The organism is Delftia acidovorans SPH-1, assembly GCF_000018665.1.
GTDB lineage: Bacteria > Pseudomonadota > Gammaproteobacteria > Burkholderiales > Burkholderiaceae_C > Comamonas > Comamonas acidovorans.
Window position 1 is genome coordinate 2,369,719 of sequence record NC_010002.1, and the last position, 26,607, is coordinate 2,396,325.

Below are 26,607 nucleotides of genomic sequence, written 5' to 3' on the forward strand. Positions count from 1 at the left end.
AACGCCTGCCTAGCAGGCGTTTTTTCATGGGCGCTCGCCCATCGGAGTCGTCCAGGTCAGCCCGGGGCCTGTGCCTGCGGGCAGTCCACCTGGATCAGTTCCCGGTCCGCCAGGTGATCGCCGAAACGCATCATGCTCAGGCAGCCGCCCCAGACGCAGCCGGTGTCCAGCGCCACCAGGTCGGGCCGGCTGATGTGGCCCAGCGTGGACCAGTGGCCAAACGCAATCGTTGCGCTCGCCGTGGCGCGGCCCGGCACATCGAACCAGGGCATGAGGCCGGGCGCCGCCTGCTCGGCCGACTCGGTGCTGTCGAAATCCATGACACCCTGTGCGGTGCAAAAGCGCAGCCGGGTCAAGGCGTTGACGATGACCCGCAGGCGCTCCCAGCCCTGCAGGTCGGGTGACCAGCGATCGGGCTGGTTGCCGTACATGGCCTGCAAGAAATCGGGCAACTGCTTGCTGCGCAGTACTGAATGCACCTCGCCCGCCAGCGCCATCACTTCCTGGCTGCTCCACTGCGGCAGCACGCCGGCATGGACCATCAGCAGTTCCTCGCCATGCGCCATGCGGTGGCTGCGCGCCAGCGGCTGGTGGCGCAGCCAGTCCAGCAGCTGATCGCGATCGGGCGCATCCAGCACCCGGGCCAGCGTGTCGCGCCGGCTGCTGCGTCGCACGCCCTGGGCGGCGGCCAGCAGGTGCAGGTCATGGTTGCCCAGCAGGGCGCGCATGGAGTCGCCGGCGGCCATGCAGGTGCGCAACACCTTGTCCGATTCCGGACCGCGGTTCACAAGGTCGCCCAGGATGTACAAGGTATCGCGGCTGGCGGAGAAGTCCACGCGGTGCAGCAGGCGCTCAAAGGCGTCGTGGCATCCCTGGATATCGCCGATACAGTAAAGTGCCATGGTCTTCTTTCTGATATACGAACCATGGATTTTCTGCTGATCGCGTTGCTTACGCTGCTCAATGGGGTGTTTGCAATGTCCGAATTGGCACTGGCCTCCAGCCGCAAGGCTCGGTTGGTGGCACTGGCTGAAACAGGCGACAAGGGTGCGGTGGCAGCACTGGCCTTGCTCGAAAACCCCACGCAATTTCTTTCTTCGGTGCAGGTGGGCATCACCTCCATCGGCCTGCTCAACGGCATTTTGGGCGAGGCGGCCTTCAGTGACGGGCTGGCCGCATGGCTGCTGGGCCTGGGAATTCCGGAACGCGCGGCCAGCATTTCTGCCACGGCGCTCGTCGTGACCGTGATCACCTTCGTCACCATCGTCTTCGGCGAGCTGGTGCCAAAGCGCATTGGCCAGCTTTATCCCGAAACCGTGGCCACGGTGGTTTCCCGGCCCATGACCTGGGTGGCGTCGGCTGCAAAGCCCTTTGTGCGGCTGCTGGCCTTTTCCACGCGCGCCATGCTGACTCTGCTGCGCATCAATGAATCCGCAGCGCGCGCCGTGACCGAAGAGGAAATCGTGGCAAGCCTGGCCGAAGGGCGGGATGCCGGAGTGATCGAGGCCAACGAGCACCAGATGGTGCAAAACGTCTTTCACCTCGATGACCGCTCACTGACGTCGATCATGGTCCCGCGCGGCGACGTGCAATGGCTGGACGCCGACATGACCGTCACCGAGGCATTGCAGGCCTCGGCCGACGACCACTCGAAGGGTGGGCATTCCTGGTACCCGGTGTGCCGCAATTCGCTGGATGACGTGGTCGGCATCATCAGCGTGGCGCGCCTGCTGGCATTGGGCTCGGATGCCGCCGGCACCACGCTGTACGAACATGTGCTGCCGGCTTCTTTCCTGCCCGAGACGCTCAGCGCCATGGAGCTGCTGGAGCAATTGCGTGCCCGGTCCGGGCGCATGGTGTTTGTGGTGGATGAATATGGCGTGGTGCAGGGCATCATGACGCCCCGGGATTTGCTCGAGGCGATTACCGGCGAGTTACAGCCTGTGACCGAGGCAGAAGCCTGGGCCATGCAGCGCGAGGATGGCTCCTGGCTATTGGACGGTCTGATGCCCATATCGGAGCTGAAGGCGCGCCTCGATATTCGTGATCTTCCCGATGAGCACCGCGGCAGATACAACACCGTGGCGGGGCTTCTCATGGCAGAAAGCGGTCATTTGCCCATTCTGGGGGAACGGGTCAGCTGTGCGGGCTGGATCTTCGAGGTCATCGATCTCGATGGCAAACGCATTGACAAGGTGCTGGCCATATCGGATTTATCCGAGAACTACTCTTCGCAATAGGCAGCAGCGATATTGTGGGTTTTGCTTACATGCGTCTTGCGCCATGGGCTGATTATGTTTTTATAATGAAAGCTCTTAAACTACTTTCAAGGCGCATACCATGAGCTCTTACAAGGAACTGCTGAAGCAGCGACAGGAACTGGAGCAACAGATCCAGGAAGCACGCAAGCGCGAGCTTGCCGACGCCGTGGGCCAGGTTCGCAACTTGATTGCCGAATATGGTCTGACTGCCGATGACGTGTTTCCTGCAGCTCGTGGTCGTACCGCTGGCACAACCGGCGCCAAAGTGGCTCCCAAGTACCGCGATCCCGCAACCGGCCAAACCTGGACCGGACGCGGCAAACCGCCAAAGTGGATTCAGAATCAGGACCGTGAGAAATTTGTCATCTGATTTTCCCGTCGCGCATGAAAGAGCCCGCCCAGTGCGGGCTTTTTTCATTGTCACGGCCATTTGTCAAAAGATTGTCTCAGTTGAGAATCTCTATCATCCGCGGCGTAAAGTGTGGATCCGTGTATGGACATTTCCAGAGCGGCGATGCAAAGGCCGATTTTTGGCCGCGCCGCACAGGTGATGGTGGGGCGATGTCCTTTATGGCAGTCTGGTGCGTGGCGAGATGCCCGTTTTTGGGATCTTGATGCGCCTCAATGCCTGGGGGATGCGCGCATGTTTCAGAAGATTCCGAGCATTCTTTGATTTTCTTCAGCGGTGTCCGACTTGAATAATCAGGCCCCGGCCGCCATGGGTGGCGGCAGGGGCACAATACGCACATGAACAAGCAGGTGTTGATTGCCGGCGGCGGCATTGGTGGCCTGGCCGCCGCTATCGGTGCGTCGCGGGCGGGTTGGGAAGTGCGCCTTTTCGAGCAGGCGCCCGCGCTCAGTGAAGTGGGCGCCGGAATCCAGATCGGTCCGAATGTCGTGCGGCGGCTTCAGGCCTGGGGCCTGCAAAAGCCGCTGCAGCAGGTGGTGGCATTGCCGGGCAGCCTGCGCGTGCGCAGCGCAGTCACCGGGCAGGAATTGGCGCATATGCCCTTGGGCAGCGAGTCCGTGCAACGCTATGGCGCGGCCTACGCCACCATCCACCGGGCCGATCTGCAGCAATTGCTGCGGGAAGCCGCTCAGACTTATCCGGGCATGCACCTGAACCTGGGCCAGCCCATCGAGAGCTTTTCCGAGACCGACGGCGTGGTCACCGTGCGCACCCGGGCCGGCAAGCTGATCGAAGGCGATGCCCTGGTCGCCGCCGACGGCGTGCGCAGCATTCTGCGCCAGCAGTTGCTGGGCGACGGCCCGCCGCGTGTCACCGGGCACCTGGCCTACCGCGCCCTGGTGCACCAGGCCCAGTTGCCCAAGCGCCTGCGGGCCACCGATGTCACGGCCTGGCTGGGCTCGCGCATGCATGCCATCCAGTACCCCGTGCGCCGGGGCGAGCTGCAGAACCTGGTGATCATCATCCAGGGCCCGGCGCCCGAGGATCTGGCGAACTGGGACCATGCGGGCAATCTCGACGATCTGGTGCGGGTGCTGCAGGGCAGTTGCCCCCAGCTGCTGGACCTGGTCCAGCATGTGCCGGCGGCCGGTGGCGACTGGCGGCTGTGGCCGGTGGGGGACCGTCCGCCCGTGCAATCGGCCGCGCAGATGGCGCGCGGCGTGGTGGCCTTGCTGGGCGATGCGGCCCATCCCATGCGCCCCTATCTGGCCCAGGGCGCCGGCATGGCGATTGAAGATGCAGCGGAGCTGCAGCGCGCCCTGTCCATGCACGATCTCGACGTCAACATGCGCCTGCGCCGCTACGCGCTTAACCGCTGGCAGCGCAATGCGCGCGTGCAGGCACGCTCGCAGCGCAATGGCCGCATCTTCCATGCCACGGGTCCCGTGCGCTGGGGGCGTGACCTGTCGCTGCGCCTGCTGGGCTCCCGGCTGATGGATCTGCCCTGGCTGTACCGTGGCGATGGCTCGGCCGCCAACGCCCTGTAGAGACTTCGGCTGCTAGGCGGCGGAGGCCTGGCGCAGCAGCGGCGAGGAGGGCAGGAAACGGAACGCGGTTGACGCGCCCACCAGCGTGGCTGCAATCGAGATCATCACGGCCTTGTAGGGCTCCACGCCCCAGGCCTCGGCCCAGGCCGCCACCCAGCCCGTGAACCATTGCACCAGGGCCACGCCCAGGAACATGGCCATGGTGAACAGCGACAGCGCGCGGCCGGTCATCTCTGGGGGGTAGGAAGCGCGCACATCGGCGTACTGCAGCACCGAATAGCCCGACAGCAGGCCCATGGCGAAGATCAGCGCCACATTGGTCCAGCCATGGTGCAAAAAGGCCATAAGCATGAACAGGCTGCCCATGAGCAGCGAGTAATTGGTGAGCCAGCGCCGGCGCCGTCCTGGGCCGGGGTCCATGCGCCCGAAAATCGCGGGGCTGAACAGCGAGATCATCGATACGACCAGCGCCACATTGCCGCTTTCCACCAGCGAAAAGCCATAGCGATGGATGAGCAGCGGCCCCAGCCACAGGCCGCGCAGCGCCAGAAACGATGCATAGCAGGCCATGGCCAGCAGGACGATGCCCAGCGTGTGCGGCAGCGTGAACAGCTCGGCCATGCGGCGTGCCGCCACGCCCCAGCTTTCCCGTGCGGCGGTCTGTGCTCCGCTGCGGGCAGGCTCGTGCACGCGCCACCAGATCAGCAGCCACGACAGGGCCGACATCACGGCCAGCAGCGCAAAGCCCGAGCGCCAGCCGAAATGCTGGACCAGCCAGGCCAGTGGCGTGCCTGTGAACAGCAGCCCCAGTCCACCGACACCCATGCCCACGCCCGACAGAAAGGCAAAGCGGTCCATGGGAAAGTGGCGCGAGATGAACATGGTGCAGGCCAGAAAGGCGGGCGAGCAGCCCACGCCGATCAGCAACTGGCCCACCATCAGCCAGCCGTAGTTGGGTGCGGCGGCGGACAGTGCCGACCCCGCAATCGCCAGCGGAAACGACAGCAGCACCGTGCGCCGCAGGCCGTAGAGGTCCATGCCGATGCCCATCAGCAGCTGGGCCACGCCGAAGGACAGGCCGAACAGGCCGGCGAAGGCGCCCAGCGACTGGGCCGTGAGCCCGAAATCCTGCTGCAGGCCCGTGGCCATGACCGAGGTGATGGTGCGAAAGGCCTGGCTCAGCGCAAAGGCCGAGAGCAGGGACAGCAGCATGGCCCACAGCAGCTGGCTGCGCGGCGGCGGTGCTGCGGGGGAGGTCTGCGAAGCCTCTGTGTGTATGTTGTTGTGTGGGGGCTGTTGTGGCGCTGCGGACACGGTATTTCTCCTGGCGCCGCAGCTTACCCGTTTGCGCGCCTGCGCGCTGTCGCCACCGCAGCGGCCTGCCGTCGGTGGCGCCCGCCAGTCCCTACAGCTCGGTGCGCAGCGCCCAGATTTCGGGGAACAGCACCACGTCCAGCATCTTGCGCAGATAGCTGACGCCGCCCGTGCCGCCTGTGCCGCGCTTGAAGCCGATGACGCGCTCCACCGTGGTCAGGTGGCGGAAGCGCCACAGGCGGAAGGCGTCCTCGATGTCGGCCAGCTTTTCGCCGAGCTGGTACAGGTCCCAGTGCTTGTGGGGATCGCGGTAGACGGTGATCCAGGCCTGCTTGACGCCCTCGCTGGCCTCGTAGGGCTGGGTCCAGTCGCGCTCCAGCCGGTCGGCGGGCACGTCGATGCCCTCGCGCGCCAGCAGCTGCAGGGATACGTCGTAGAGCGAGGGCGAGCGCCATGCCGTCTCCACCTGGGCCAGCAGGTCGGGCCGGTGGGCATGGGGCTGGAGCATGGCGGCGTTCTTGTTGCCCAGGGAGAACTCGATGCAGCGGTACTGGTAGCTCTGGAAGCCGCTGGAGTTGGCCAGGTAGGGGCGCATGGCCGTGTACTCGGGCGGGGTCATGGTGGACAGCACGGTCCAGGCGCTGACCAGTTGCTCCATGATGCGGCTCACGCGGGCCAGCATCTTGAAGGCGTCGGCACGCGTGCCGCCTGCGATGGCGGCCGTGGCGGCTCGGACCTCATGCAGCATCAGCTTCATCCACAGCTCGCTGGTCTGGTGCTGGATGATGAACAGCATCTCGTCATGCGCGGGCGACAGCGGATGCTGTGCCGTGAGGATCTGGTCCAGGTGCAGGTAGTCGCCATAGCTCATGGACTGGCTGAAGTCCAGCTGGGCGCGCTCCTCTTTGACGATGGATTCGGTGCGGCCGGGGCTGTTCATGGGGCAGCCGGAGTGTTCGGTGGTCATGTGGGAGTCTCGCAAGTCTCGACGCGGAAAATGCAGGGCGCAGCGTAACCGAATCCCGCGCTGAAATCCTGCGGGTTGCAAGAAGCGGGATGCGCGGGTGCTCCGGGCTGCGTAGAGTAGGGCATCCGATGACCCAGAAAGACATGCCGTGTCCAACCAAGCCATGAATCAAGCCAGCGATGCCACTGCCAACCCCACGGCCCTGGTGGCCCGATGCTGCCGCTGGCTGGAGACCGAGGAGCCCCCGCCTGCCCTGGGCCAGCTTGCCGAACGCTCGGGCCTGAGCCCCTGGCAACTGCACCGATTGTTCAAGCAGGCCACAGGCCTCACGCCCAAGGCCTATGCCAAGGCCCATCGCGCGCATGCCCTGCGCGCGGCGCTGCAGCCGGGCCAGAGCGACTCGGTCACCGATGCAGCCTACTCCAGCGGCTATGCGGCCAGCAGCAGTTTCTACCGCGACGCAGGCGCCATGCTGGGCATGGCACCCGGCGACTACCGGCGCGGCGGCATGCGCCAGACCATCCGCTTTGCCGTGGCCGAATGCACGCTGGGCAGCATCCTCGTGGCCAGCACCGAGCGCGGTGTTTGCTGCGTGCTGCTGGGCGACGACGCAGAGGCCCTGGTGCAGGACCTGCAGCAGCGCTTTCCGCTGGCCGAGCTGGTGGGCGGCGATGCGGGCTTCGAGCACACCGTGGCCCAGGTCGTGGCCCTGGTCGAGCAGCCGCGCCGCGGCCTGGCGCTGCCGCTGGACGTGCAGGGCACGGTCTTCCAGCAGCGCGTGTGGCAGGCGCTGTGCGCCATTCCGGCCGGCCAGACCCTGAGCTACTCGGAACTGGCCCTGCGCCTGGGCATGCCCACGGGCGCGCGCGCCGTGGCCAGCGCCGTCGCTGCCAACCCGATTGCCGTGGCCGTGCCCTGCCATCGCGTGGTGCGCAACGACGGCAGCATCTCCGGCTACCGCTGGGGCGTGGAGCGCAAGCGTGCCCTGCTGCTGCGCGAGGCGCGCCAGGCGCAGGAGGCCGCTGGCCGGGAGACAGGGCGGGAGAGCGGCCGAGCCCCGCTGCGCCAGGCCGGCAAGGCATGAGCGGGCGGCGTGGCGGCCACAGCCTTGGCGCAGAGCAGCAACTGACGCTGCCGGCCGGCTACCGCATGAACGAGTTCTGGGGCTTTCACCGGCGCGATGCCCAGCGCCTGTCCGAATGCGATCTGCAGGACGGCGACACCATCCGCATGCACAAGGGCCTGATGTGGAAAGGCCTTCCCACGCTGCTCACCCTGGAGCTGACGCAGCATTGCGAAGAGGCGGCCGTGGTGCAGGCCCGATGGCGCCTGCCCGCCGGTGCAGGCGCCATCGCCGGCATGGACGATGTGCTGGCCGCCATGCTGCGGCGCATGTTCGGACTGTCCCAGGATGTGGGCGAATTCGAGCGCCGTTTTGGCCGCCATGCGCGGCTGGGGCCGCTGCTGGCGCGCCAGCGTGGCCTGCATGTGCCGGCGGCCTGCACGCCCTGGGAGGCGCTGAGCTGGGCCGTCACCGGGCAGCAGATCAGCGTAGCGGCAGCCGTGTCGCTGCGCCGCCGCCTGATTGCCGCAGCCGGCCAGCCGGTGGCGCTGCACGATGGCCATGCCGACGCGCCGCAGCAGCTGTGGTGCATGCCGGAGGCCGCCCAGCTGGCGCAGCTCGGTGAGGAGGATTTGCGCGCCGCCGGCTTTTCGCGGAGCAAGACGCACACGCTGCGCCTGCTGGCGCAGGCCGTGCAGTCGGGGGAATTGCCGCTGGACGACTGGGCGGCCCTGCCTGAACTGCCGGTGGCCGAGATCCGCGAGCGGCTGCTGGCCCTCAAGGGCATAGGCCCGTGGACCGTGAACTACATGCTGCTGCGCGGCTATGGCCACCTGGACGGCCCGCTGCACGGCGATGTGGCCGTGCGCCGGGCCCTGGCCCTGCTGCTGAAGACGGACGCCATGGACGCGGTGCAGACCGAGTTGTGGCTGCGGGACTTCGCACCCTGGCGCGCCCTGGTCGCGGCCCATCTCTGGGCCTCGCTGTCATCCACGGCGTTCTGAGCGCCGGGCCTCAGGCTTCAGGTCACCGCATTGATGCGGTTGAACTCCGGCTTGCGCCATTCGCCCGATTCCAGCACCTGGCGCAGGTGCTCCACGGCATGCCAGACATCTTCGAATCCCACGTACAGCGGCGTGAAGCCGAAGCGCAGGATGTCCTTGTGCAGGCCCGTGCCGTCGCCCTTGCGGAAGTCGCCGATCACGCCGCGCGCGATCAGCGCCTGCACGATGGCATAGGCGCCGCTGTCCTTGCCGTCAACGCCCAGTCCCTCCTCGCGCGTCAGGCAGACCTGGGAGCCGCGCCGGCCGTGCTCGCGCGGCGTGGCCAGGCCCAGGCCGTGGCCCTGGCAGCGTTCCTCGACCAGGGCGATGAACAGGTCGGTCAGCGCCAGCGACTTGTTGCGCAGCGCTTCCATGCCGCCCAGCGGCTCCACGGCCGTGAACACGTCCAGGCCGCACTGCAGCACGCTCAGGCTGACCATGGGCTGGGTGCCGCACAGGTAGCGCTGTATGCCCTGGGCCGGGTGGTAGTCCGGCACGAACTTGAAAGGCTCGGCATGGCCGAACCAGCCCGACAGCGGCTGCCAGAAGCGGTTGATCAGGCGCGGGTTGGCCCAGACAAAGGCCGACGCGCCCGGGCCGCCGTTGAGGTACTTGTAGCTGCAGCCGATGGCGAAGTCGGCATTCGCGCCCTTGAGATCGACAGGCACGGCACCCGCGCTGTGGCACAGGTCCCAGACGCAGAGAATGCCCTTGCCCTGCGCGGCAGCCGTCACGGCAGCCATGTCGTGCATGGCGCCCGTGCGGTAGTTGACATGGGTGAGCATGCAGATGGCCACCTCGTCGGTCAGCGCGCCGGCAATTTCCTCGGGTTCGAGCAGCACCAGCTCCAGCCCGTATTCCTGGCAGACCGACTGGGCGATGTAGAGGTCGGTGGGGAAGTTGCTGCGCTCGCTGATCAGGCGCTTGCGCTGCGGCGCGTCCTCGCGCGCAATGCGGGCCGCCGCTGTCAGCACCTTGTAGAGGTTGATGGAGGCCGTGTCGGTGAACACCAGCTCACCCGCGCCCACGCCCAGCCAGGGGGCGAACTGGTCGCCCAGGCGCTGGGGCAGGCTGATCCATCCGGCATCGTTCCACGAGCGGATCAGGCCCTGCGCCCATTCCTGCTGCACCACCTCGGCCACGCGCGCGGCGGCGGCGCGGGGGCTGGCGCCCAGCGAGTTGCCGTCAAGGTAGATCACGCCTTCGGGCAGCGTGAATTGGTCGCGCAGGGCGCGCAGCGGGTCTTGCGCATCGAGGGTGAGGCAGTCTTGCAGGCTCGTCACGGGGTCTCCTTGGGTATCGAAAAGGCGAAAGGCGAAAAGCGCGGGCAGGGCCGGCGCCGCAATGCGGGCAGGGATCAGGCCAGGGCGCGCAGCACGGCGCGCACGGGCGAGGCATCGGCCTCGACCAGCTTGAGCGGCAGGGCGATGAGCTCGTAGTCGCCCTCGGCCACCTCGTCCAGCACCAGGTTCTCCAGCACGCGCAGGCCGCGCCGGCGGATCACCTGGTGGCTGTCCAGGCTCTTGCTGCTGGCCGGATCGATGCTGGCCGTGTCTATGCCGATGAGCTTCACGCCCAGATCGGCCAGGCGCTCCACCGTTGCCGGTGCATAGGCTGCCAGTTCCTGGTCCCAGGTGGTGGGGGCGCGCCCGTAGGTGCGCACCAGCACGCGTGCCGGAAGATGCTCCACGGCGTGGGCGATGTGCTCCCATTCGACCAGCGGTCCCTTGCCGATGGCGTGGATCACGCGGCAGGGGCCGAGGAAGGCGTCGAGATCCACGTTGCCGATGGATGCCCCGTCGGCGTCATAGTGCAGCGGTGCATCGGCATGCGCTCCCACATGGGGCGACAGCGTGATGGCGCTGACATTGACCGGGCAGCCCGGCCCGATGGTGGCGCACCACTGCTGGCTGTAGGCCGTGTCGCCGGGAAAGACGGGGCTGGCGGCCTGCACGGCCGGGGAGATGTCCCAGAGTCTGCGGGTCATGGCTTCAGTCCTTCTTGCGCGCTTGCGCGCGGGGCCGGTACCACAGCGCGTACACCAGGGCCAGCAGGCCCAGGAAGGGCAGGCCCGTGAGCAGCGTCATGTGGAAGACCTCGGTGAAATAGGTGGTGACGATCACGCCCAGCATCAGCGCGGCGCCGGCCAGCGTGAACAGCGGAAAGCCCCACATGCGGAACTGCAGGCGCTGGCCCGGATGCTCGCGCGACCAGCGTGCGCGGAAGAACAGATGGGTCACGAAGATCATGAACCACGTGAACATGGCGCCGAACATGGACACGGACATCATCCACAGCAGCGAGCCCTCGGGCTTCCACAGGTTCACGGCCACGGCCACGGCAATGCCCAGGCAGGAGATGGCAATGGCCGCCACGGGCACGCCCCGGCTGTTCAGCCGCCCGAACACCGAGGGCGCATAGCCGCCGCGCGACAGGCTGAACATCATGCGCGAGGTCACATACAGCTGGCTGTTCATGGCCGACAGCGCGGCCACCAGCACCACGAAGTTGATGATGCTGGCAGCGCCCGGGATGCCGATGATCTCCATCACCTTCACGAAGGGGCTCTTGTCCGTGCCGGCCTGCTGCCAGGGCACGATGGCCAGCATCAGCGCGATCGTGGCCAGGTAGAAGATCACCAGGCGCGCCATGGTGGTGCGAAAGGCCCGGGTGATGGCGCGCTTGGGGTCCTCGGCCTCGCCGGCCGCCACGGCCACGGCCTCCAGGCTCAGGTAGCTGAAGATGGCGATGATCACGGCCACCCAGGTGCCCCACAGGCCCTTGGGGAAGAAGCCGCCATCGGCCGTGTAGTTGAAAAAGCCGATGCCCTGGGGCTGCGAGCCGAACACCACCCAGGCGCCGATCAGGATGAAGGCCACGATGGCGATGATCTTCACCATGGAAAAGCCGTACTCCACCTGGCCGAAGGCCTTGACGCTGCTGGCGTTGACGGCCACCAGCGCGCCCGAGAACACCACCACCCAGATCCAGCGCGGCACGTCCGGGAACCAGTAGCCCATGTAGATGCCGATGGCCGTCACCTCCATGCCCACGGCCAGCACCACGGCGGCCCAGTAGGCATAGCGGACCATGAAGCCGGCCAGCGGGCTGATGTAGTGCTCGGCATAGGCGCCGAACGAGCCCGAGGTCGGGTGCGCCACCGTCATCTCGGCCAGGCAGCCCATGAGCAGCAGCGAGATCAGCGCGCCGATGGCATAGCTGACCAGCACGCTGGGCCCGGCGAAGCCGATGGCGAAGGCGCTGCCCATGAACAGGCCGGTGCCGATGGCGCCGCCAATGGCGATCATCACCATCTGGGCGGCGGACAGCTGCTGGCGCAGGCCGGTTTCTCGTTGCTGAATGTCTTGGAAGGCGGCCATGGTGCGCGGCAGGTGGGGGCTGAAAGCGGAAGGCGTAAGTATCTGCGCTTTCACCGCCGGGCCCGGGCTGGCCGCTGCAAAACCATGGGAGGGTCCGGCCCAGATGTGGGCGGCTCAGGTGCGGCCGGCCCAGGTACCGGCCTAGGCGCCGCGTGCGTAGCAGCCTGGCGTCAGCGCATGGTGGGCCTTGAAGGCGCGCTGCAGGTGCGCCTGGTCGGCAAAGCCCATGGCATAGGCGGCCTCGGACAGCGCTGCGCCCGTGGCCAGCAGGCGGCGCGCGCCGTTGATGCGCAGGTTCAGGCGGTAGCTGCCGGGCGTCATGCCCGTGGCCGCCTTGAAGCGGCGGATGAAGCGCGTGGCGCTCATGCCGCATTCCTGGGCCAGCGATTGCACGGTCAGGCCCGCATCGGGCCCCGCATGCAGGCGCTGCAGCGCGGGGGCCAGGGCCGCCGCATCGCCGGGCAGGGGCAAGGCCGCGGGCTGGGCACAGCGGTCCAGCAGGTGCTCCAGGCCCAGGGCCAGGCGGTCGGCGGCCGCCGTGCCATCGACGGGGCGGCACAGGCCATCCACCAGGCTGGCGATGTCCGCATCCGTGAGCGTGCGCCGGGGAAAGCGCAGCGCGGCCACGCCCAGCCGCGCGTGCAGCCAGTCGGCATCGACAAACAGCATGCGGTAGGACCACGGCGCGCCGGGGTCGGGATTGCAGGCATGCCAGGCGCCGGGCTCGATCAGCACCACGCCGCCCGCCTCCACAGGCTGCGGGCCGTGGGCATGGTGGAACACGGTGCGGCCCGCGTCCACGATGCCGATCGAGTACTCGGCATGCATGTGCAGCCGAAAGCAGTGTGGCGAGCGCGCGCTGTCGCGCAGCTCGGCCCAGGGGGCGGCCGGATGGCGGTGGAAGCGGTGGGGAGAGGTTGAAGTCATGGCGGCCAGCCATCATGCCAGCATGGCCGCCACGCTGGCGACCAGCAGCAGGGCCAGCAGGCGGTGGAACAGGCGCTGGCGGCGTTCGGTGCGCAGCCAGCCCGAAAGCAGCTGCCCCAGCAGCGCCCAGCTGCCGACCCCCACCAGGCAGGCCAGCAGCGAAATGGCGCAAAACTGCAGGAGCGCCCACGGCGCATTCGCGTGGGGCAGCACGAACAGGCCCACGCCGGCCAGCGCCACCAGCCAGGCCTTGGGGTTGAGCGTCTGCACGGCCGTACCCTGCAACAGCGCTTGCAGCAGGGCCTGCAGCGTGCGCTGCGATCCGGCCTGCTGCTGCGCACCGGCCTGGCCCACAGGCGCGTTGGCCAGCCGCCAGGCCAGCCACAGCAGATAGGCGGCGCACAGCCACTGTGCGGCCGTGGAAAGTTGCGGCAGCGTCTGCAGCAGCCACTGTGCGCCCTGGCCCATGACCCAGACCACGGCCGCATAGCTGGCGCTGGCGCCCAGCACATAGGCGGCAGAGACCAGGCGCGAGCGGGCTGCGCCGTGGCGCAGGGCCAGCACATTGACGGGGCCGGGCGTGATGGCGCCGACGAGGGTGAAGACGCCCATGGCGAGCAGCGAGGAGGACATGAGATTTCGCGCGGACGCAGGACTGCACAAGGCCCGCAGTCTCGTCCCGCACGCCGCCCCTGTATTGAACGCAATTGCGGGGCGCCGGCATGTCCGTCACATCCTCTAGGGGAGCATGGCGTAGGCCACGATCTCCAGCTTCATGCCCGGCACCACCAGCGCCGAAATCCCCATGCTGGAGCGGTTGGGGTAGGGCGCCTCGAAGAACTCGCGGTACACGGCGTCGATGGCCGGCATGTCGGCCACGTCGGTCATGTAGATCAGCACCTGGGTCACATGCGCCAGCGTGCCGCCTGCGGCCTGCAGCGCGTTGCGCAGGTTGGTGAAGGTCAGGCGCGCCTGCTGTTCGATGGGGCCGGTGTCGATGCTGCCGTCGGGCCGCACGGGGCCGTGGGCCGTGAACAGCATCTGGCCGCTGGCCTTGACGGCCCAGGAGAAGGGCTGCTTGAGCGGCGGCAGTCCCACGTCGATGATTTGCTTCATGGATTTCCTTGTGTTTTGACTGCATGCGAAGGCATGGTGTTCTTGCGCCGGAAACTTGGCGCGGCCCATCGGCGGACGCCGAGCAAGGGCCGTCCCGCAGCGATGGTGTCGTCCCGCGCCCGCGCAGCGAGAGCGGGGGAAGCGGCAAAGCCGCTCAGGGGTCACAGTTTCGTTCTCACGGACCAGATTTCGGGGAACAGCACCACATCCAGCATCTTGCGCAGGTAGCTGACGCCGCCGGTGCCGCCCGTGCCGCGCTTGAAGCCGATGACGCGCTCCACCGTGGTCACATGGCGAAAGCGCCACAGGCGGAAGGCGTCCTCGATGTCGGCCAGCTTTTCGCCCAGTTGGTACAGGTCCCAGTGCGACTGCGGGTCGCGGTAGACCTGGGCCCAGGCGGCCTCGACCTCGGGGCTGGCCGTGTAGGGCAGGGTCCAGTCGCGCTCCAGGTGCCCGGCAGGAATGGCCAGGCCCTGGCGTGCCAGCAGGCGCAGGGCTTCGTCGTACAGGGAAGGTGCGCGCCATGCGGCATCCACCCGGGCCAGCAGGTCCGGGCGGTGGGCATGGGGCTGGAGCATGGCGGCGTTCTTGTTGCCCAGCGCGAACTCGATGCAGCGGTACTGGTAGCTCTGGAAGCCGCTGGAGCTGGCGAGATACGGGCGCATGGCCGTGTACTCGGTAGGCGTCATGGTGGCCAGCACGGACCAGGCGCCCACCAGCTGCTCCATGATGCGGCTCACGCGGGCCAGCATCTTGAAGGCATCGGCATGGCGGTCGGCCGCCACGGCGGCCGTGGCCGCGCCCAGCTCGTGCAGCATCAGCTTCATCCACAGCTCGCTGGTCTGGTGCTGGATGATGAACAGCAACTCGTCATGCGTGGGCGACAGCAGTTGCTGGGCGCCGAGGATGGCGTCCAGCTGCAGGTAGTCGCCATAGCTCATGGACTGGCTGAAATCCAGCTGCGCCCTTTCCTCGGCGACGATGCGCTCGGTCAGGCCGCCATGGACGGGGCAGCCGCTCATTGCGGTGCCTCCAGCACCGTGGCAATGGCGTCGGCCACGTACTGCACGTTGGCGCCCGACAGGCCCGACATGCACATGCGGCCCGAGCGGATCAGGTACACGCCGTGCTCGTCGCGCAGGCGGTGGACCTGGGGCTCGCTGATGCCGGTGTAGCTGAACATGCCGCGCTGGGTCAGCAGGAAGCCGAAGTCGCGCCGCTCGCCAAAGCGTTCATGCAGCGCGCCGTGCAGCTGGGCGCGCATGTCCTTGATGCGGCCGCGCATCTGCGCCAGCTCCTGCGCCCATTGGGCGCTCAGTTCGGGCGACGCCAGCACCTGCTGCACCAGGCGCGCGCCACGGGTGGGGGGCGAGGAATAGTTGCTGCGCACCGTGGCCTTGAGCTGGCCCAGCACATTGCCGGCCGTGGCCGCGTCGCTGCAGACCACGCTGAGGCCGCCCACGCGTTCGCCATACAGCGAGAAGTTCTTGGAAAACGAATTGGCCACAAAGGCCTGGGCGCCCGCATCGGCCAGCGCGCGCACGGACCAGGCGTCTTCATCGAGCCCATCGCCAAAGCCCTGGTAGGCCATGTCCACGAAGGGGATCAGGCCGCGCTCCACGATCACGGGGATCAGTTGCTGCCACTGCTCGCGCGACAGGTCCACGCCCGTGGGGTTGTGGCAGCTGGCATGCAGCAGCACCACGCTGCCCGAGGGCAGGCCGCGCAGCGTCTGCAGCATGGCGTCGAAGCGCAGGCTGCCCGTGGCCGCGTCGTAGTAGGGGTAGCTGTGGGTGCGCAGGCCCGCGCCCTGGAAGATGGCCAGGTGGTTGTCCCAGGTGGGATCGCTGAGCCAGACCTCGGCGTCGGGGAAATAGTGCTTGATGAAGTCCGCGCCCAGCTTGAGCGCACCCGAGCCGCCCAGGGTCTGCACGGTGGCGATGCGCTGCGCGCGCACGGCCTCGTGCTGCGCGCCGAACACCAGGTTCTGCACCAGTTGGCGGTAGGGAGCAATGCCTTCGATGGGCAGGTAGCCGCTGGGGCTTTGCTCGCGGGCCAGGGCATCGCCAGCCTGTCGCACGGAGTCCAGCACGGGCAGGCGGCCGGCCTCGTCGAAATACAGGCCGATGCTCAGGCTGACCTTGTCGGCGCGCGGGTCCTGCTGAAAGGCTTCCATCAGCGACAGGATGGGATCTCCGGGGTAGGGCGGGACGTGGCTGAACATCGAGGCGCGTGCGGTATCGAGGGGGGCAAAAGTCGTCATGTTTCTAAGGGAGGGGGAAAAACGGGAGGCCGGATGTCACCGGGCGGGAACCTGGGCTTGCGCTTGGGCTTGGGTTGAGGTTTGGGTCTGAGGGGCGGGCTGGCCGGCCGGCTTGCGGTACCAGATGGCGTAGATGGCGCCCAGCAGCAGCAGGAAGGGCAGGCCGGTGAGCACGGTCAGGCGGAACACGTCGGTGAACAGCGTGGACACCAGGGCGGCCAGCATCAAAGCCGCGCCCAGAAGCGTCAGCACCGGAAAGCCCCACATGCGGAAGGCCAGCGGCTTGTTGCCCTGGCGCACCCAGTGGATGCGGAAGAACAGGTGGGTCACGAAAATCATGAACCACGTGAACATGGCGCCGAACATGGCCACGGCCATCATCAGCATGAAGGACTGCTCTGGGTTGACGATGTTGAACAGCGTGGCCACGGCAATGCCCAGGCAGGACAGCAGCAGCGCCGGCAGCGGCACGCCGCGCGAATTCACGCGGCCCAGCACGGCGGGGGCATGGCCGGCGCGCGAGAGGCTGAACATCATGCGGGTGGTGATGTACAGCTGGCTGTTCATGGCCGACAGGGCGGCCACCAGCACCACGAAATTGACCACGCTGGCCGCGCCGGGCAGGCCGATGATCTCCATCACCTTCACGAAGGGGCTGCCGTCCTTGCCGGCGGCCGACCACGGCACGATGGCCAGCATCAGCGCGATCGTGGCCAGGTAGAACACCACCAGGCGCACCATGGTGGAGCGGAAGGCGCTGGTGACGGCGCGCTGCGGGTCCTTGGCCTCGCCAGCGGCCACGGCGATCATCTCGATGCTCAGGTAGCTGAAGATGGCGATGATCACGCCCACCCAGGTGCCCCACAGGCCGTTGGGGAAAAAGCCGCCGTTGTTGACGTAGTTGGCAAAGCCCACGCCGGCCGGCCGGGTGCCGAACACCACCCAGGCGCCGACCACGATGAAGGCCACGATGGCGATGATCTTGATCATGGAGAAGCTGTACTCCACGGCGCCGAAGGCCTTGACGCTCATCATGTTCACGCCGATCAGCGCGCCCGAGAAGATCACCACCCAGGCCCAGCGCGGCACCTCGGGGAACCAGTAGCCCATGTACAGGCCCACGGCCGTCACCTCGGTGCCCACGGCCAGCACCACGCAGGCCCAGTAGGCATAGCGCACCACGAAGCCGGCCCAGGGGGCGATGTAGTGCTCGGCATAGGCGCCGAACGAGCCCGAGGTCGGGTGGGCCACCGTCATCTCGGCCAGGCAGCCCATGAGCAGCAGCGAAATCACCGCGCCGATGGCATAGCTGATCAGCACGCTGGGCCCGGCGAAGCCGATGGCAAAGCCGCTGCCCAGGAACAGGCCGGTGCCGACGGCACCGCCGATGGCGATCATGGTCATCTGTCCGGCGGACAGCTGCTGTTGGAGTCCGGCTTCGCGCTGGACGATGTCTTCGAAGGCTGGCATGGGTTGTTGTCTCCGTTGCTGTGGGGGGCTTCGGAGGCGGATGCTAGTTACGACCTTCGCAGGGCGTTTAGTAGTTATCCCTAAATGCGCTTGATCTTGGATAAGTTATTCTGTGAAACATGAATTCATAGGTGGTTTATGTCAATCGAGATCGACAGAACGGACCGGCTGCTGATCCGCGCCTTGCAGGACAACGCGCGGCTGACCTCGGGCGAATTGGCGCAACGCGTGCACTTGTCGCAATCGCCGTCGTGGCGGCGCATCAAGCGGCTGGAGGATGAGGGCGTGATCACCGGCTACCACGCCGCGCTGAGCCGGCGCGCCATCGGCTTTGGCGTGCTGGCCTTCGTGATGGTGGGCATAGACCATCAGAACGAGGAGTCATCGCGCCACTTCCAGGAAGCGGTCTGCGCCATCCCCGAGGTCGTGATGTTCCACGGCATCTCGGGGCCGGAGGACTTCCTGCTGGTCGTCGTGGCGCGCGATCTCGATGCCTATTCGGACCTGCTGCTCACCCGCCTGCACCGGCTGCCCGGCGTGCGTCAGGTGCACACGCATTTCTCGCTGCAGGAGTTCAAGGGGCAACTGGCGGGGCTGCCCGTGGAATAACGGCTGGTGGTGGCCGCAGGTGGTGGCCGGCTGCGCCTGGCTGGTTGCTACAGCAGGCCGCTGTCCAGCGCCTGCATGCCATGGCGCACGCGCACGCGGTTGCAGGCATCGCTGCCGGCCGCAAATTCGCGGCAAGGAGAGGGCCGCCACTCGTAGATGCCGCAATGGGCCTTCTCGCCCACCTTGCCCACCAGCGCTGCGCAGCGCGGGCGCGACCAGTCCGTGCCGCGCATGCGGCAGGTGTGGTCGGTGACTTCCTCGATCAGCCCGGCCGGCACGCGGCCGCCATGCTCCTGCGACTCATGCACGGAAAAGTCCACGCGAAACGATGCGCAGCAGGCGCCGCAGCTCAGGCAGGGATGGGTCATGGCGTGGGCAAGCAGGTGCAGGTGCGGATCGTGGGAGCGCGATTGTCGCGCGCACGCGTGCGGGGCGCCTGGAACCGGCCAAAAACCATGACGGCCCTTTGGCAAGACCCTGCCTCTTACTCCGATACCATGCGCGGGCTTCCCACGGGGATTCGATCAAAATCAAAATGAGAATAAAAATCAGTTGATACAACACGCCATGCATTCGATGAACCCCGGGACGGACGCCACGGCTCCGTCCGCGCTGTCCGCGCCTCCCCATTCCCCCAGCCCGGCCACCGCTGCGGCCATCACCCTGGATGCGCTGCCGCGCCAGGTTCCGGCGCGCGTGGTCGAGCTCCATGCGGCGCGCGACACGGCCGAGCAGGAACTGCTGCTGCGTCTCATGGAAATCGGTTTCCTGCCGGGCGAGCCCGTTCGCATCCTGGCCGCAGGCTTTCCGGGCGACGACCCGCTGGCCGTGCGCGTGGGCCAGGCCACATTCGCGCTGCGCCGCCATGAGGCGGCCCTGGTGCGCGTGGCGCCGGAGGCGGTGGCATGAGCGCGTCGTCCTCTCCCAAGCTCATCCAGCCGCTGCAGCCTGCCCAGGGTGGCGGCGGCAGTGGTGATTCCGCACTGCGCCTGGCCTTGCTGGGCAACCCCAACTGCGGCAAGACGGCCTTGTTCAACCTGCTGACCGGCGCACGCCAGAAGGTGGCCAACTACGCGGGCGTGACCGTGGAGCGCAAGGAAGGCTGGCTGAGCACGGCCAGCGGCCGGCGTGTGCGCGTGCTGGACCTGCCGGGCACCTACAGCCTGCACGCCCACAGCGAGGACGAACGCATCACGCGCGACATCGTCTCGGGCCGCCACGCGCGCGAGGCGCCTCCCGAATTGCTGGTCTGCGTCACCGACGCCACCCATCTGCGCCTGAACCTGCGCCTGGTGCTGGAAGCCCAGCGCCTGGGCCTGCCCATGCTGCTGGTGCTCAACATGAGCGACATGGCCAGGCGCCAGGGCATCGATATCGACCGCGAGGCGCTGTCACGCGCCCTGGGCATGCCCGTGCTGTCCACGGTGGGCGTGCGCCAGGACGGCGCGCGCGAACTGCTGCAATGGCTGGACGGCCCCGAAGCGCGCGCCCTGGCGGCGCCGCAGCTGCAGGCCCCGGCCCGCCCGGGCGATGCGCGCGAGCAGGTGCTGGCCCTGCACCAGCAGGTGGCCCGCATCATGGCCGACTGCGTCAAGGAGCCCGTGGTGGACACCCGGCGCGACGACCGCATCGACGCCGTGGTGCTGCACCCGCTGTGGGGCATGCTGCTGCTGGCGGCCACGCTGTTCCTGATGTTCCAGGCCGTGTTCAGCTGGGCGCAGCCGCTGATGGACGGCATCGAGGGCGGCGTCTCGGCCGTCTCGGCCCTGGTCAACGAGCACATGCCCGAAGGCGCGCTGCGCAGTCTGCTGGCCGACGGCGTGATCGCGGGCACCGGCGCCGTGCTGGTCTTTCTGCCGCAGATCCTGATCCTGTTCCTGTTCATCCTTGCACTCGAGGATTCGGGCTACCTGCCGCGTGCCGCCTTCATGCTGGACCGCATCATGGGCAAGGTCGGCCTGTCGGGCCGCTCCTTCATTCCGCTGCTGTCCAGCTTCGCCTGCGCCGTGCCCGGCATCATGGCCACGCGCTCCATCACCAGCTGGCGCGACCGCCTGGTGACGATCATGATCGCGCCGCTGATGACCTGCTCGGCGCGCCTGCCGGTCTATGCGCTGCTGATCAGCGCCTTCATCCCCGAGCGCACGGTGGGCGGCATCTTCAACCTGCAGGGCCTGGTGCTGTTCGCGCTGTATGTGGCCGGCATCGCCAGCGCCATGGCCGTGGCCGGCGTGGCCAAGTTGGCCGGCCGCAGCGCCGGACCCACGCCGCTGCTGATGGAGCTGCCCTCCTACCGCTGGCCCAGCCCGCGCAGCCTGGCCCTGGGCCTGTACGAGCGCGCCATGATCTTCCTGCGCCGCGTCGGCGGCATCATCCTGACCGTGAGCATCGTGCTGTGGTTCCTGGCCAGCTACCCGGCGCCGCCCGATGGCGTCACCGAAGCGGCCATCCGCTACAGCTTTGCAGGCCGCATCGGCGGCTGGCTGGAGGTGGTGCTGGCGCCGATCGGCTTCAACTGGCAGATCGCCATCGCCCTGGTGCCCGGCATGGCCGCGCGCGAAGTGGCCGTCAGCGCCATGGGCACGGTCTATGCCCTGTCCGCCGCCAGCGACGAGGCCATGGCCGAGCAACTGGGCCCGCTGATCGCCCACACCTGGTCTATGGCCACGGCGCTGTCGCTGCTGGCCTGGTTCGTGTTCGCGCCCCAGTGCATCTCCACGCTGGCCGCCGTGCGGCGCGAGACCAACGGCTGGCGCTATCCGCTGCTGATGACCGGCTATCTGTTCGCGCTGGCCTACCTTGCCAGCTTCATCACCTACCGCGTGGCCATCGCATTGGGCGCGGGCTGAAAGGAACAAGCACCATGTGGCAGAACATCATCGTAGGGTTGATCGTGGCGCTGGCCGGCATGTCTCTCGTCTGGCGCTATCTGCCCGCGCGCTGGCGCCAGAAGGCCGGGCAGATGCATCCGGCACTGGCGCCCAAGGATGCGGGCGGCTGTGGCGGCTGCAGTGCCTGCGGCGGGGACAGTTGCGCACCGGACAAGCGAGGACCGTAAGGCCACGGCCCGAACTTCCACCGGGAAAAAAAGAATGCCTGCAGGCGCAAAGCCTGCAGGCATTCTTTTTTGAGCGGACTGCGTTATCAGTTCGGCTGGCGGCCCAGCAGCAGGTACTCCATCAGAGCTTTCTGCACATGCATCCGGTTCTCGGCCTCATCCCAGACCACGGACTGCGGCCCGTCGATGACCTCGGCCTCCACTTCCTCGCCGCGGTGGGCGGGCAGGCAGTGCATGAACAGGGCATCGCCACGTGCCGCGGCCATCATTTCGGCGTCCACGCACCAGTCGGCAAAGGCCTTCTTGCGGGCTTCGTTCTCGGCCTCGTAGCCCATGCTGGTCCACACGTCGGTGGTCACCAGGTCGGCGCCCTTGCAGGCGTCCAGCGGGTCCTTGAAGACCTTGTAGCAGCCCTCGCGCGGGGTCTTGCCGCCAAAGGCCAGCTTCTCGTCCACCTCGTAGCCGCCCGGCGTGCTGACGTGGACGGTGAAGCCCAGCAGGTCGGCCGCCTGCAGCCAGGTGTTGGCCATGTTGTTGCCGTCGCCAACCCAGGCGACGGTCTTGCCCTGGATCGAGCCGCGGTGCTCGATGAAGGTGAAGATGTCGGCCAGGATCTGGCAGGGGTGGAACTCGTTGGTCAGGCCGTTGATGACGGGAACGCGCGAGTATTCGGCAAAGCGCACGATCTTGTCCTGGCCATAGGTGCGGATCATCACCAGGTCGGTCATGCGGCTGATGACGCGTGCGCTGTCTTCGATGGGCTCGGCGCGGCCCAGCTGGCTGTCGCCCGTGGTCAGGTGGACCACCGAGCCGCCGAGCTGGTACATGCCCGCCTCGAAGCTCACGCGGGTGCGCGTGCTGGCCTTCTCGAAGATCATGGCCAGCGTACGGTCGCTGAGCGTGTGGTGCTTTTCGTAGCCCTTGAACTTCTTCTTGATCAAGGCCGCGCGTTCGAGCACATAGGCGTACTCGTCGGCCGTGAAGTCGGAAAACTGCAGATAGTGCTTGATGGCAGTCATAGGCAGGTACTCATTCGGACAGGAATTGCACGATCAGGGGCTTGAGCTTGGCGACCACTTCGTCGGCTTCGGCCTCGGTCATGATCAGCGGCGGCACCAGGCGCACCACGGTGTCGGCGGTCACGCTGAACAGCAGGCCGGCTTCGGCGCCACGGCCCAGCAGGGCGCCGCAGGGCTTGTTCAGCTCGATGCCGATGATCAGGCCCTGGCCGCGCACATCGACCACGCCCTTGACGTCGGCCAGTTCCTTTTGCAGCGTGGCCTTCAGGTGGTCGCCCACCTTGGTGGTGTGGGCGAGCAGGCCGTCCTCTTCCATGATGCGGATGGTTTCGATGCCCGCGCGCATGGCCAGCGGATTGCCGCCGAAGGTGGAGCCATGGTTGCCCGGCTGCAGCACGGTGGCCGCCTTGCCATGGGCCACGACGGCACCGATGGGCACGCCCGAGCCCAGGCCCTTGGCCAGGGTCATCACGTCGGGGATGATGCCGGCCCACTGGTGGGCGAACCACTTGCCCGTGCGGCCCATGCCGGCCTGGACTTCGTCGAACATCATCAGCCAGCCGTTGGCATCGCACAGTGCGCGCACCTGCTGCATGTACTCGATGCGCATGGGGTGCAGGCCGCCTTCGCCCTGGATGGGCTCCATCATCACGGCCACCACGTCGGGGTTGCCGGCCGTGGCCTGCTGCAGCGCTTCGAAGTCATTGACCGGCACGCGCAGGAAGCCGTCGAGCAGCGGGCCGAAGCCGTCGCGCACCTTGGGGTTGCCCGTGGCCGTCATGGTGGCGATGGAGCGGCCGTGGAAGGCATGCTCGTAGACCACGATCACCGGCTTGGCGATGCCCTTGTCCACGCCGTACTTGCGCGCGATCTTGATGGCGGCCTCGTTGGCCTCCAGGCCCGTGCTGCAGAAGAAGACATTGGTCATCTTCGCGCGCTCGGTCAGCAGCTTGGCCAGCGTTTCCTGGCCGGGCACGTGGTAGTAGTTGGAGGTGTGGATGAGCTTGGCCACCTGGTCCTGCAGCGCAGGCACCAGCTTGGGGTGGTTGTGGCCCAGCGTGTTCACTGCAATGCCGCCCAGCGCATCGAGGTACTGCTTGCCGTTGACGTCCCACACGCGGCAGCCCTGGCCTCGCTCCAGAGCGATCGGTACGCGGCCATAGGTGTTCATCACGTGGGGCGAGGCAGCCTCAATGAAAGCGGTCATTGCAAAAATCTCCTGAGCTGGAAAGTAAACGGCATCCGGGCGTTGCCGCCGCAGATGCCTGAAAAACAGCGAAGCCCGATTCTAGGGGCCGCGAGATGGCCTACCGTTGCGGTTTGCGCATCACAGCCATGCAATGAGCCTACGCCACACTTGGGTAGTGCGCTGCAACAAGGCCTCAGCTCTTATATAAGAGATAAAATGCCGGCTTGGCCTGCTGGCAGCGATTCTGCCTGTGGGCTCTGACTTTTTTGAAGGACTTGCGCAAACAGGACGTGGCAGGGCGCCGTGCCCCTTGGCAGGTCGCCTGTGTTGTTCCTTGTTGCGCAAGTCGTATTTTGGCGTGCATCCTGATGGTCTCTCCCTCCAGCAAAGAACTGTTCATCCAGGGCATCACCCACGAAGGCAAGACTTTCCGGCCCAGCGACTGGGCCGAGCGGCTGGCAGGCGTCATGAGCCAGTTTCGCCCCGGTGGTGCCCAGCGCGGCAGCCACCTGAGCTACTCGCCCTGGTGTGTTCCCACAACGCTCAATGGCGTCAAGTGCGTGGTCGTGCACCGCGACCTGCGCGACTACGAGCCCATGGCCTGGGATTTCTGCCTGAATTTCGCCAAGGACAACAACCTGCAGGTTGCCGAGGCCTGCCTGATACCGGACGAGCCGGCCCGCTGAGGCCGGCTTCTTTTTTTGCGGGTCGTTCCCGTCCGATGTGAAGCGCGCCTGGGGTGCGTTTTTTTTCGCCTGTGCTCCGGAGGGTGGGGCTTTTTTGCTGGATCCTGCGGATGCAGGGGCATCGTTCAGGCACAAAAAAACCGCCCGAAGGCGGTTTTCTCGTTCGCTGACAGCGCACCCGTTACAAACGGCAGATGGCCGGAGCCATCCGTGCGGTTGCCTAATTGGATTAGGCGGCGGCCAGGGCCTTGACCTTGGCGGACAGGCGGCTCTTGTCGCGAGCGGCCTTGTTCTTGTGGAAGATGCCCTTGTCGGCGATCGTGTCCAGAACGGATTGGGCTGCGGCAAACAGTTCGGTTGCCTTGGCCTTGTCGCCAGTCAGAACGGCCTTTTCGACCTTCTTGACGGCGGTGCGGTACTTGGAACGCAGCGAGGTGTTGGCTGCGTTGAGCTTGGTGTCCTGGCGGACGCGCTTGCGGCCGGAGGCGAGACGGGGGTTCTTCTTTGCGGGCTTGGATGCCATGATATGTATTCCTAGTGTCTGAGGATGTTGTCGGCGAAGCGCGGGATTATAGCACGCGGCCCGGACAGGGCCTTGAGGGCCCAGGCCGCACGGGCCCGCCTGTTGCAACGGAGTGCAAGAGCGGCCAGGCCCGCCTGGCGTGCCGGCCGGCGGGGCATGCCAGCGCATACACTCCCCACGGTGTCACTGTTCAAAGCCGCCTCCACCGTTTCCCTGCTGACGCTGGCCTCCCGTATCACCGGGCTGGTGCGCGATCTGCTCATGGCCTCCATGTTCGGAGCCAATGCGCTGACCGATGCGTTCAATGTCGCCTTCAGGATTCCCAATCTCTTTCGGCGGCTGTTCGCCGAGGGTGCTTTCAGCCAGGCCTTCGTGCCGGTGCTGGCCGCCAGCAAGGCCAAGGAGGGGGACGAGGCCACGCGCAGGCTGATCTCGCACGTGGCCACGCTGCTGTTCTGGGTGCTGCTGGTGACCTGCGTGCTGGGCGTGGTCGGCGCGCCGCTGCTGGTCTGGCTGCTGGCCAGCGGCCTGCGCCAGTCGCCCGAGGGCTATGACGCCGCCGTGCTGATGACACGCTGGATGTTCCCCTACATCGGCTTCATGTCGCTGGTGGCGCTGTCGGCCGGCGTGCTCAATACCTGGCGGCGCTTTGCCGTCTCGGCCGCCACGCCGGTGCTGCTGAACCTGGCCATGATCGCCGCCGCCTTCTGGGGCGCGCCCTGGCTGCAGGCGCGCGGCATCGAGCCCATCTACGCCATGGCCGGTGGCGTGATGCTGGGCGGCGTGCTGCAGCTGGCGGTGCAACTGCCTGCGCTGGCGCGCCTGGGCCTGCTGCCGCGCATCGGCTTTTCGCCAGCTGCGCTGCGCCAAGCCTGGGCCGAGGCCGGCGTGCGCCGCATCCTCAAGCTGATGGCGCCGGCCCTGTTGGGCGTGGGCGTGGCCCAGGTCTCGCTGATGATCAACACCCAGATCGCCTCCTATCTGCAACCGGGCAGCGTGACGTGGCTGTTCTATGCCGACCGGCTCATGGAGTTTCCGACGGCGCTGCTGGGCGTGGCGCTGGGCGTGGTGCTGACCCCCCAGCTGGCCGCTGCCAAGGCGGCCGACGACTCGGAGCGCTACTCGGCCATGCTGGACTGGGGGCTGCGCCTGGTGGTGCTGCTGTCCGTGCCGTGCGCCGTGGGCCTGCTCACTTTTGCCGAGCCGCTGGTGGCCACGCTGTTCCACCGCGGTGCGCTGCAGGACAGCGACGTGGGCCAGATCGCCCTGGCGCTGGTCGGCTACGGCGCAGGCCTGGTGGGCCTGGTGGCCATCAAGGTGCTGGCGCCGGGCTACTACGCCAGCCAGGACATCCGCACGCCCGTCAAGATCGCCATCGTGGTGCTGGTCATCACCCAACTGCTCAACCTGGTCCTGGTGCCCTTCATGGCGCATACCGGCCTGGCGCTGTCCATCGGCCTGGCGGCCCTGGTCAATGCGGGCTGGCTGCTCTGGGGTCTGCTGCGCCGGGGCGTCTACCGTCCCAAGCCGGGCTGGGGCCGGCTGGGCTTGCAGGTGGTCGCGGCCAGCAGCCTGCTGGCCGTGCTGCTGACCTGGGGCAGCCAGCATTTCGACTGGATCGCGCTGCGCGCCAACGGCTGGCAGCGTGTGGGCCTGCTCGCTGCGCTGATGGCCGCCTCGGTGCTGCTGTACTTCGGTGCGCTGTGGGCGGCGGGGCTCAAGCTGCGCGCGCTGCTGCGGCGCTGAGAGGCATCGCCCAAACC

28 protein-coding genes are annotated in these 26,607 nt (G+C 67.2%); 12 read left to right on the forward strand and 16 right to left on the reverse strand.

The window, feature by feature from the left end:
- Nucleotides 1-56 precede the first annotated feature (56 nt).
- Nucleotides 57-902, reverse strand: a complete 846-nt coding sequence (locus tag DACI_RS10790) for a symmetrical bis(5'-nucleosyl)-tetraphosphatase (protein WP_012204079.1) — start codon at nucleotides 900-902, stop codon at nucleotides 57-59.
- Between the two features lie 24 nt (nucleotides 903-926).
- Here DACI_RS10790 and DACI_RS10795 point away from each other — a divergent pair, with 24 nt between their 5' ends.
- From DACI_RS10795 to DACI_RS10805, 4 genes are all read left to right on the forward strand, one after another.
- The gene (locus tag DACI_RS10795) at nucleotides 927-2,240 is read left to right on the forward strand and encodes a hemolysin family protein (protein WP_012204080.1); all 1,314 of its coding nucleotides are present in this window, start codon (nucleotides 927-929) and stop codon (nucleotides 2,238-2,240) included.
- 100 nt (nucleotides 2,241-2,340) lie between these two features.
- Entirely contained in the window at nucleotides 2,341-2,631 is a 291-nt protein-coding gene (locus DACI_RS10800) for an H-NS histone family protein (protein ID WP_012204081.1), read from the forward strand.
- A 123-nt stretch (nucleotides 2,632-2,754) separates the two neighbouring features.
- Nucleotides 2,755-2,934: a hypothetical protein gene (locus tag DACI_RS31940; protein ID WP_143290083.1), complete on the forward strand. Its 180-nt coding sequence runs from the start codon at nucleotides 2,755-2,757 to the stop codon at nucleotides 2,932-2,934.
- Between the two features lie 74 nt (nucleotides 2,935-3,008).
- On the forward strand, nucleotides 3,009-4,217 hold the full coding sequence (locus DACI_RS10805) for an FAD-dependent monooxygenase (protein ID WP_012204082.1): 1,209 nt from the start codon (nucleotides 3,009-3,011) through the stop codon (nucleotides 4,215-4,217).
- 12 nt (nucleotides 4,218-4,229) lie between these two features.
- Here DACI_RS10805 and DACI_RS10810 read toward each other — a convergent pair whose 3' ends face one another.
- On the reverse strand, nucleotides 4,230-5,531 hold the full coding sequence (locus tag DACI_RS10810) for an MFS transporter (RefSeq protein WP_012204083.1): 1,302 nt from the start codon (nucleotides 5,529-5,531) through the stop codon (nucleotides 4,230-4,232).
- 91 nt (nucleotides 5,532-5,622) lie between these two features.
- On the reverse strand, nucleotides 5,623-6,498 hold the full coding sequence (gene kynA, locus DACI_RS10815; RefSeq protein WP_012204084.1) for a tryptophan 2,3-dioxygenase: 876 nt from the start codon (nucleotides 6,496-6,498) through the stop codon (nucleotides 5,623-5,625).
- A gap of 163 nt (nucleotides 6,499-6,661) precedes the next feature.
- On the opposite strand from kynA (DACI_RS10815), the gene ada reads away from it, so the two are divergent.
- A complete protein-coding gene (ada, locus tag DACI_RS10820) occupies nucleotides 6,662-7,582 on the forward strand; it encodes a bifunctional DNA-binding transcriptional regulator/O6-methylguanine-DNA methyltransferase Ada (protein ID WP_012204085.1) in 921 nt (306 codons plus the stop codon).
- Complete coding sequence (locus DACI_RS10825; RefSeq protein ID WP_012204086.1) at nucleotides 7,579-8,565, forward strand: DNA-3-methyladenine glycosylase family protein; 987 nt, start codon at nucleotides 7,579-7,581, stop codon at nucleotides 8,563-8,565. The genes ada and DACI_RS10825 overlap by 4 nt, the downstream gene beginning before the upstream one ends.
- A gap of 17 nt (nucleotides 8,566-8,582) precedes the next feature.
- On the opposite strand, the gene kynU is transcribed toward DACI_RS10825, so the two are convergent.
- The 9 genes from kynU to DACI_RS10870 form a co-directional block, all read right to left on the reverse strand.
- Nucleotides 8,583-9,887 (reverse strand): kynureninase, encoded by a 1,305-nt coding sequence (gene kynU, locus DACI_RS10830; protein ID WP_012204087.1) that lies wholly within the window; start codon nucleotides 9,885-9,887, stop codon nucleotides 8,583-8,585.
- Nucleotides 9,888-9,961: 74 nt separating this feature from the next.
- Complete coding sequence (kynB, locus tag DACI_RS10835) at nucleotides 9,962-10,591, reverse strand: arylformamidase (RefSeq protein WP_012204088.1); 630 nt, start codon at nucleotides 10,589-10,591, stop codon at nucleotides 9,962-9,964.
- A 4-nt stretch (nucleotides 10,592-10,595) separates the two neighbouring features.
- Nucleotides 10,596-11,984, reverse strand: coding sequence for an amino acid permease (locus DACI_RS10840; RefSeq protein ID WP_012204089.1), 1,389 nt, complete (start codon nucleotides 11,982-11,984; stop codon nucleotides 10,596-10,598).
- A 141-nt stretch (nucleotides 11,985-12,125) separates the two neighbouring features.
- Nucleotides 12,126-12,911 (reverse strand): helix-turn-helix domain-containing protein, encoded by a 786-nt coding sequence (locus tag DACI_RS10845; RefSeq protein ID WP_012204090.1) that lies wholly within the window; start codon nucleotides 12,909-12,911, stop codon nucleotides 12,126-12,128.
- 12 nt (nucleotides 12,912-12,923) lie between these two features.
- Complete coding sequence (locus DACI_RS10850; protein WP_012204091.1) at nucleotides 12,924-13,544, reverse strand: LysE family translocator; 621 nt, start codon at nucleotides 13,542-13,544, stop codon at nucleotides 12,924-12,926.
- Between the two features lie 105 nt (nucleotides 13,545-13,649).
- Nucleotides 13,650-14,027 carry a RidA family protein gene (locus DACI_RS10855; RefSeq protein WP_013803668.1) on the reverse strand — a complete coding sequence of 126 codons (378 nt, stop codon included), beginning with the start codon at nucleotides 14,025-14,027 and terminating at the stop codon, nucleotides 13,650-13,652.
- Nucleotides 14,028-14,188: 161 nt separating this feature from the next.
- Complete coding sequence (kynA, locus tag DACI_RS10860) at nucleotides 14,189-15,049, reverse strand: tryptophan 2,3-dioxygenase (RefSeq protein WP_012204093.1); 861 nt, start codon at nucleotides 15,047-15,049, stop codon at nucleotides 14,189-14,191.
- Entirely contained in the window at nucleotides 15,046-16,251 is a 1,206-nt protein-coding gene (locus DACI_RS10865; RefSeq protein WP_012204094.1) for an amino acid aminotransferase, read from the reverse strand. The genes kynA (DACI_RS10860) and DACI_RS10865 overlap by 4 nt, the downstream gene beginning before the upstream one ends.
- A 75-nt stretch (nucleotides 16,252-16,326) precedes the next feature.
- Nucleotides 16,327-17,760, reverse strand: a complete 1,434-nt coding sequence (locus DACI_RS10870) for an amino acid permease (protein WP_012204095.1) — start codon at nucleotides 17,758-17,760, stop codon at nucleotides 16,327-16,329.
- Between the two features lie 138 nt (nucleotides 17,761-17,898).
- On the opposite strand from DACI_RS10870, the gene DACI_RS10875 reads away from it, so the two are divergent.
- Nucleotides 17,899-18,369 (forward strand): Lrp/AsnC family transcriptional regulator, encoded by a 471-nt coding sequence (locus DACI_RS10875; protein WP_012204096.1) that lies wholly within the window; start codon nucleotides 17,899-17,901, stop codon nucleotides 18,367-18,369.
- Nucleotides 18,370-18,416: 47 nt separating this feature from the next.
- Here the strand turns inward: DACI_RS10875 and DACI_RS10880 are convergent, their stop codons facing one another.
- Entirely contained in the window at nucleotides 18,417-18,737 is a 321-nt protein-coding gene (locus DACI_RS10880) for a YkgJ family cysteine cluster protein (protein WP_013803664.1), read from the reverse strand.
- A gap of 199 nt (nucleotides 18,738-18,936) precedes the next feature.
- Here DACI_RS10880 and DACI_RS10885 point away from each other — a divergent pair, with 199 nt between their 5' ends.
- Genes DACI_RS10885 through DACI_RS10895 form a run of 3 tightly spaced genes read left to right on the forward strand, consistent with a single transcriptional unit; the run spans nucleotide 18,937 to nucleotide 21,427 of the window.
- The gene (locus DACI_RS10885) at nucleotides 18,937-19,278 is read left to right on the forward strand and encodes a FeoA family protein (protein ID WP_012204098.1); all 342 of its coding nucleotides are present in this window, start codon (nucleotides 18,937-18,939) and stop codon (nucleotides 19,276-19,278) included.
- Nucleotides 19,275-21,218 (forward strand): ferrous iron transporter B, encoded by a 1,944-nt coding sequence (feoB, locus tag DACI_RS10890; protein WP_012204099.1) that lies wholly within the window; start codon nucleotides 19,275-19,277, stop codon nucleotides 21,216-21,218. The genes DACI_RS10885 and feoB overlap by 4 nt, the downstream gene beginning before the upstream one ends.
- A gap of 14 nt (nucleotides 21,219-21,232) precedes the next feature.
- On the forward strand, nucleotides 21,233-21,427 hold the full coding sequence (locus DACI_RS10895) for a hypothetical protein (protein WP_012204100.1): 195 nt from the start codon (nucleotides 21,233-21,235) through the stop codon (nucleotides 21,425-21,427).
- Nucleotides 21,428-21,513: 86 nt separating this feature from the next.
- Here the strand turns inward: DACI_RS10895 and argF are convergent, their stop codons facing one another.
- Both argF and DACI_RS10905 read right to left on the reverse strand, forming a co-directional pair.
- Complete coding sequence (gene argF / locus DACI_RS10900; protein WP_012204101.1) at nucleotides 21,514-22,446, reverse strand: ornithine carbamoyltransferase; 933 nt, start codon at nucleotides 22,444-22,446, stop codon at nucleotides 21,514-21,516.
- A 10-nt stretch (nucleotides 22,447-22,456) separates the two neighbouring features.
- A complete protein-coding gene (locus DACI_RS10905; protein WP_012204102.1) occupies nucleotides 22,457-23,653 on the reverse strand; it encodes an aspartate aminotransferase family protein in 1,197 nt (398 codons plus the stop codon).
- Nucleotides 23,654-24,003: 350 nt separating this feature from the next.
- Between DACI_RS10905 and DACI_RS10910 the strand changes: the two genes are divergently transcribed.
- Entirely contained in the window at nucleotides 24,004-24,321 is a 318-nt protein-coding gene (locus DACI_RS10910) for a DUF3579 domain-containing protein (RefSeq protein WP_012204103.1), read from the forward strand.
- 229 nt (nucleotides 24,322-24,550) lie between these two features.
- Here the strand turns inward: DACI_RS10910 and rpsT are convergent, their stop codons facing one another.
- Nucleotides 24,551-24,844 (reverse strand): 30S ribosomal protein S20, encoded by a 294-nt coding sequence (gene rpsT / locus DACI_RS10915; protein ID WP_012204104.1) that lies wholly within the window; start codon nucleotides 24,842-24,844, stop codon nucleotides 24,551-24,553.
- A 180-nt stretch (nucleotides 24,845-25,024) separates the two neighbouring features.
- Here rpsT and murJ point away from each other — a divergent pair, with 180 nt between their 5' ends.
- Nucleotides 25,025-26,590, forward strand: coding sequence for a murein biosynthesis integral membrane protein MurJ (murJ, locus tag DACI_RS10920; protein WP_043781170.1), 1,566 nt, complete (start codon nucleotides 25,025-25,027; stop codon nucleotides 26,588-26,590).
- Nucleotides 26,591-26,607 lie beyond the last annotated feature (17 nt).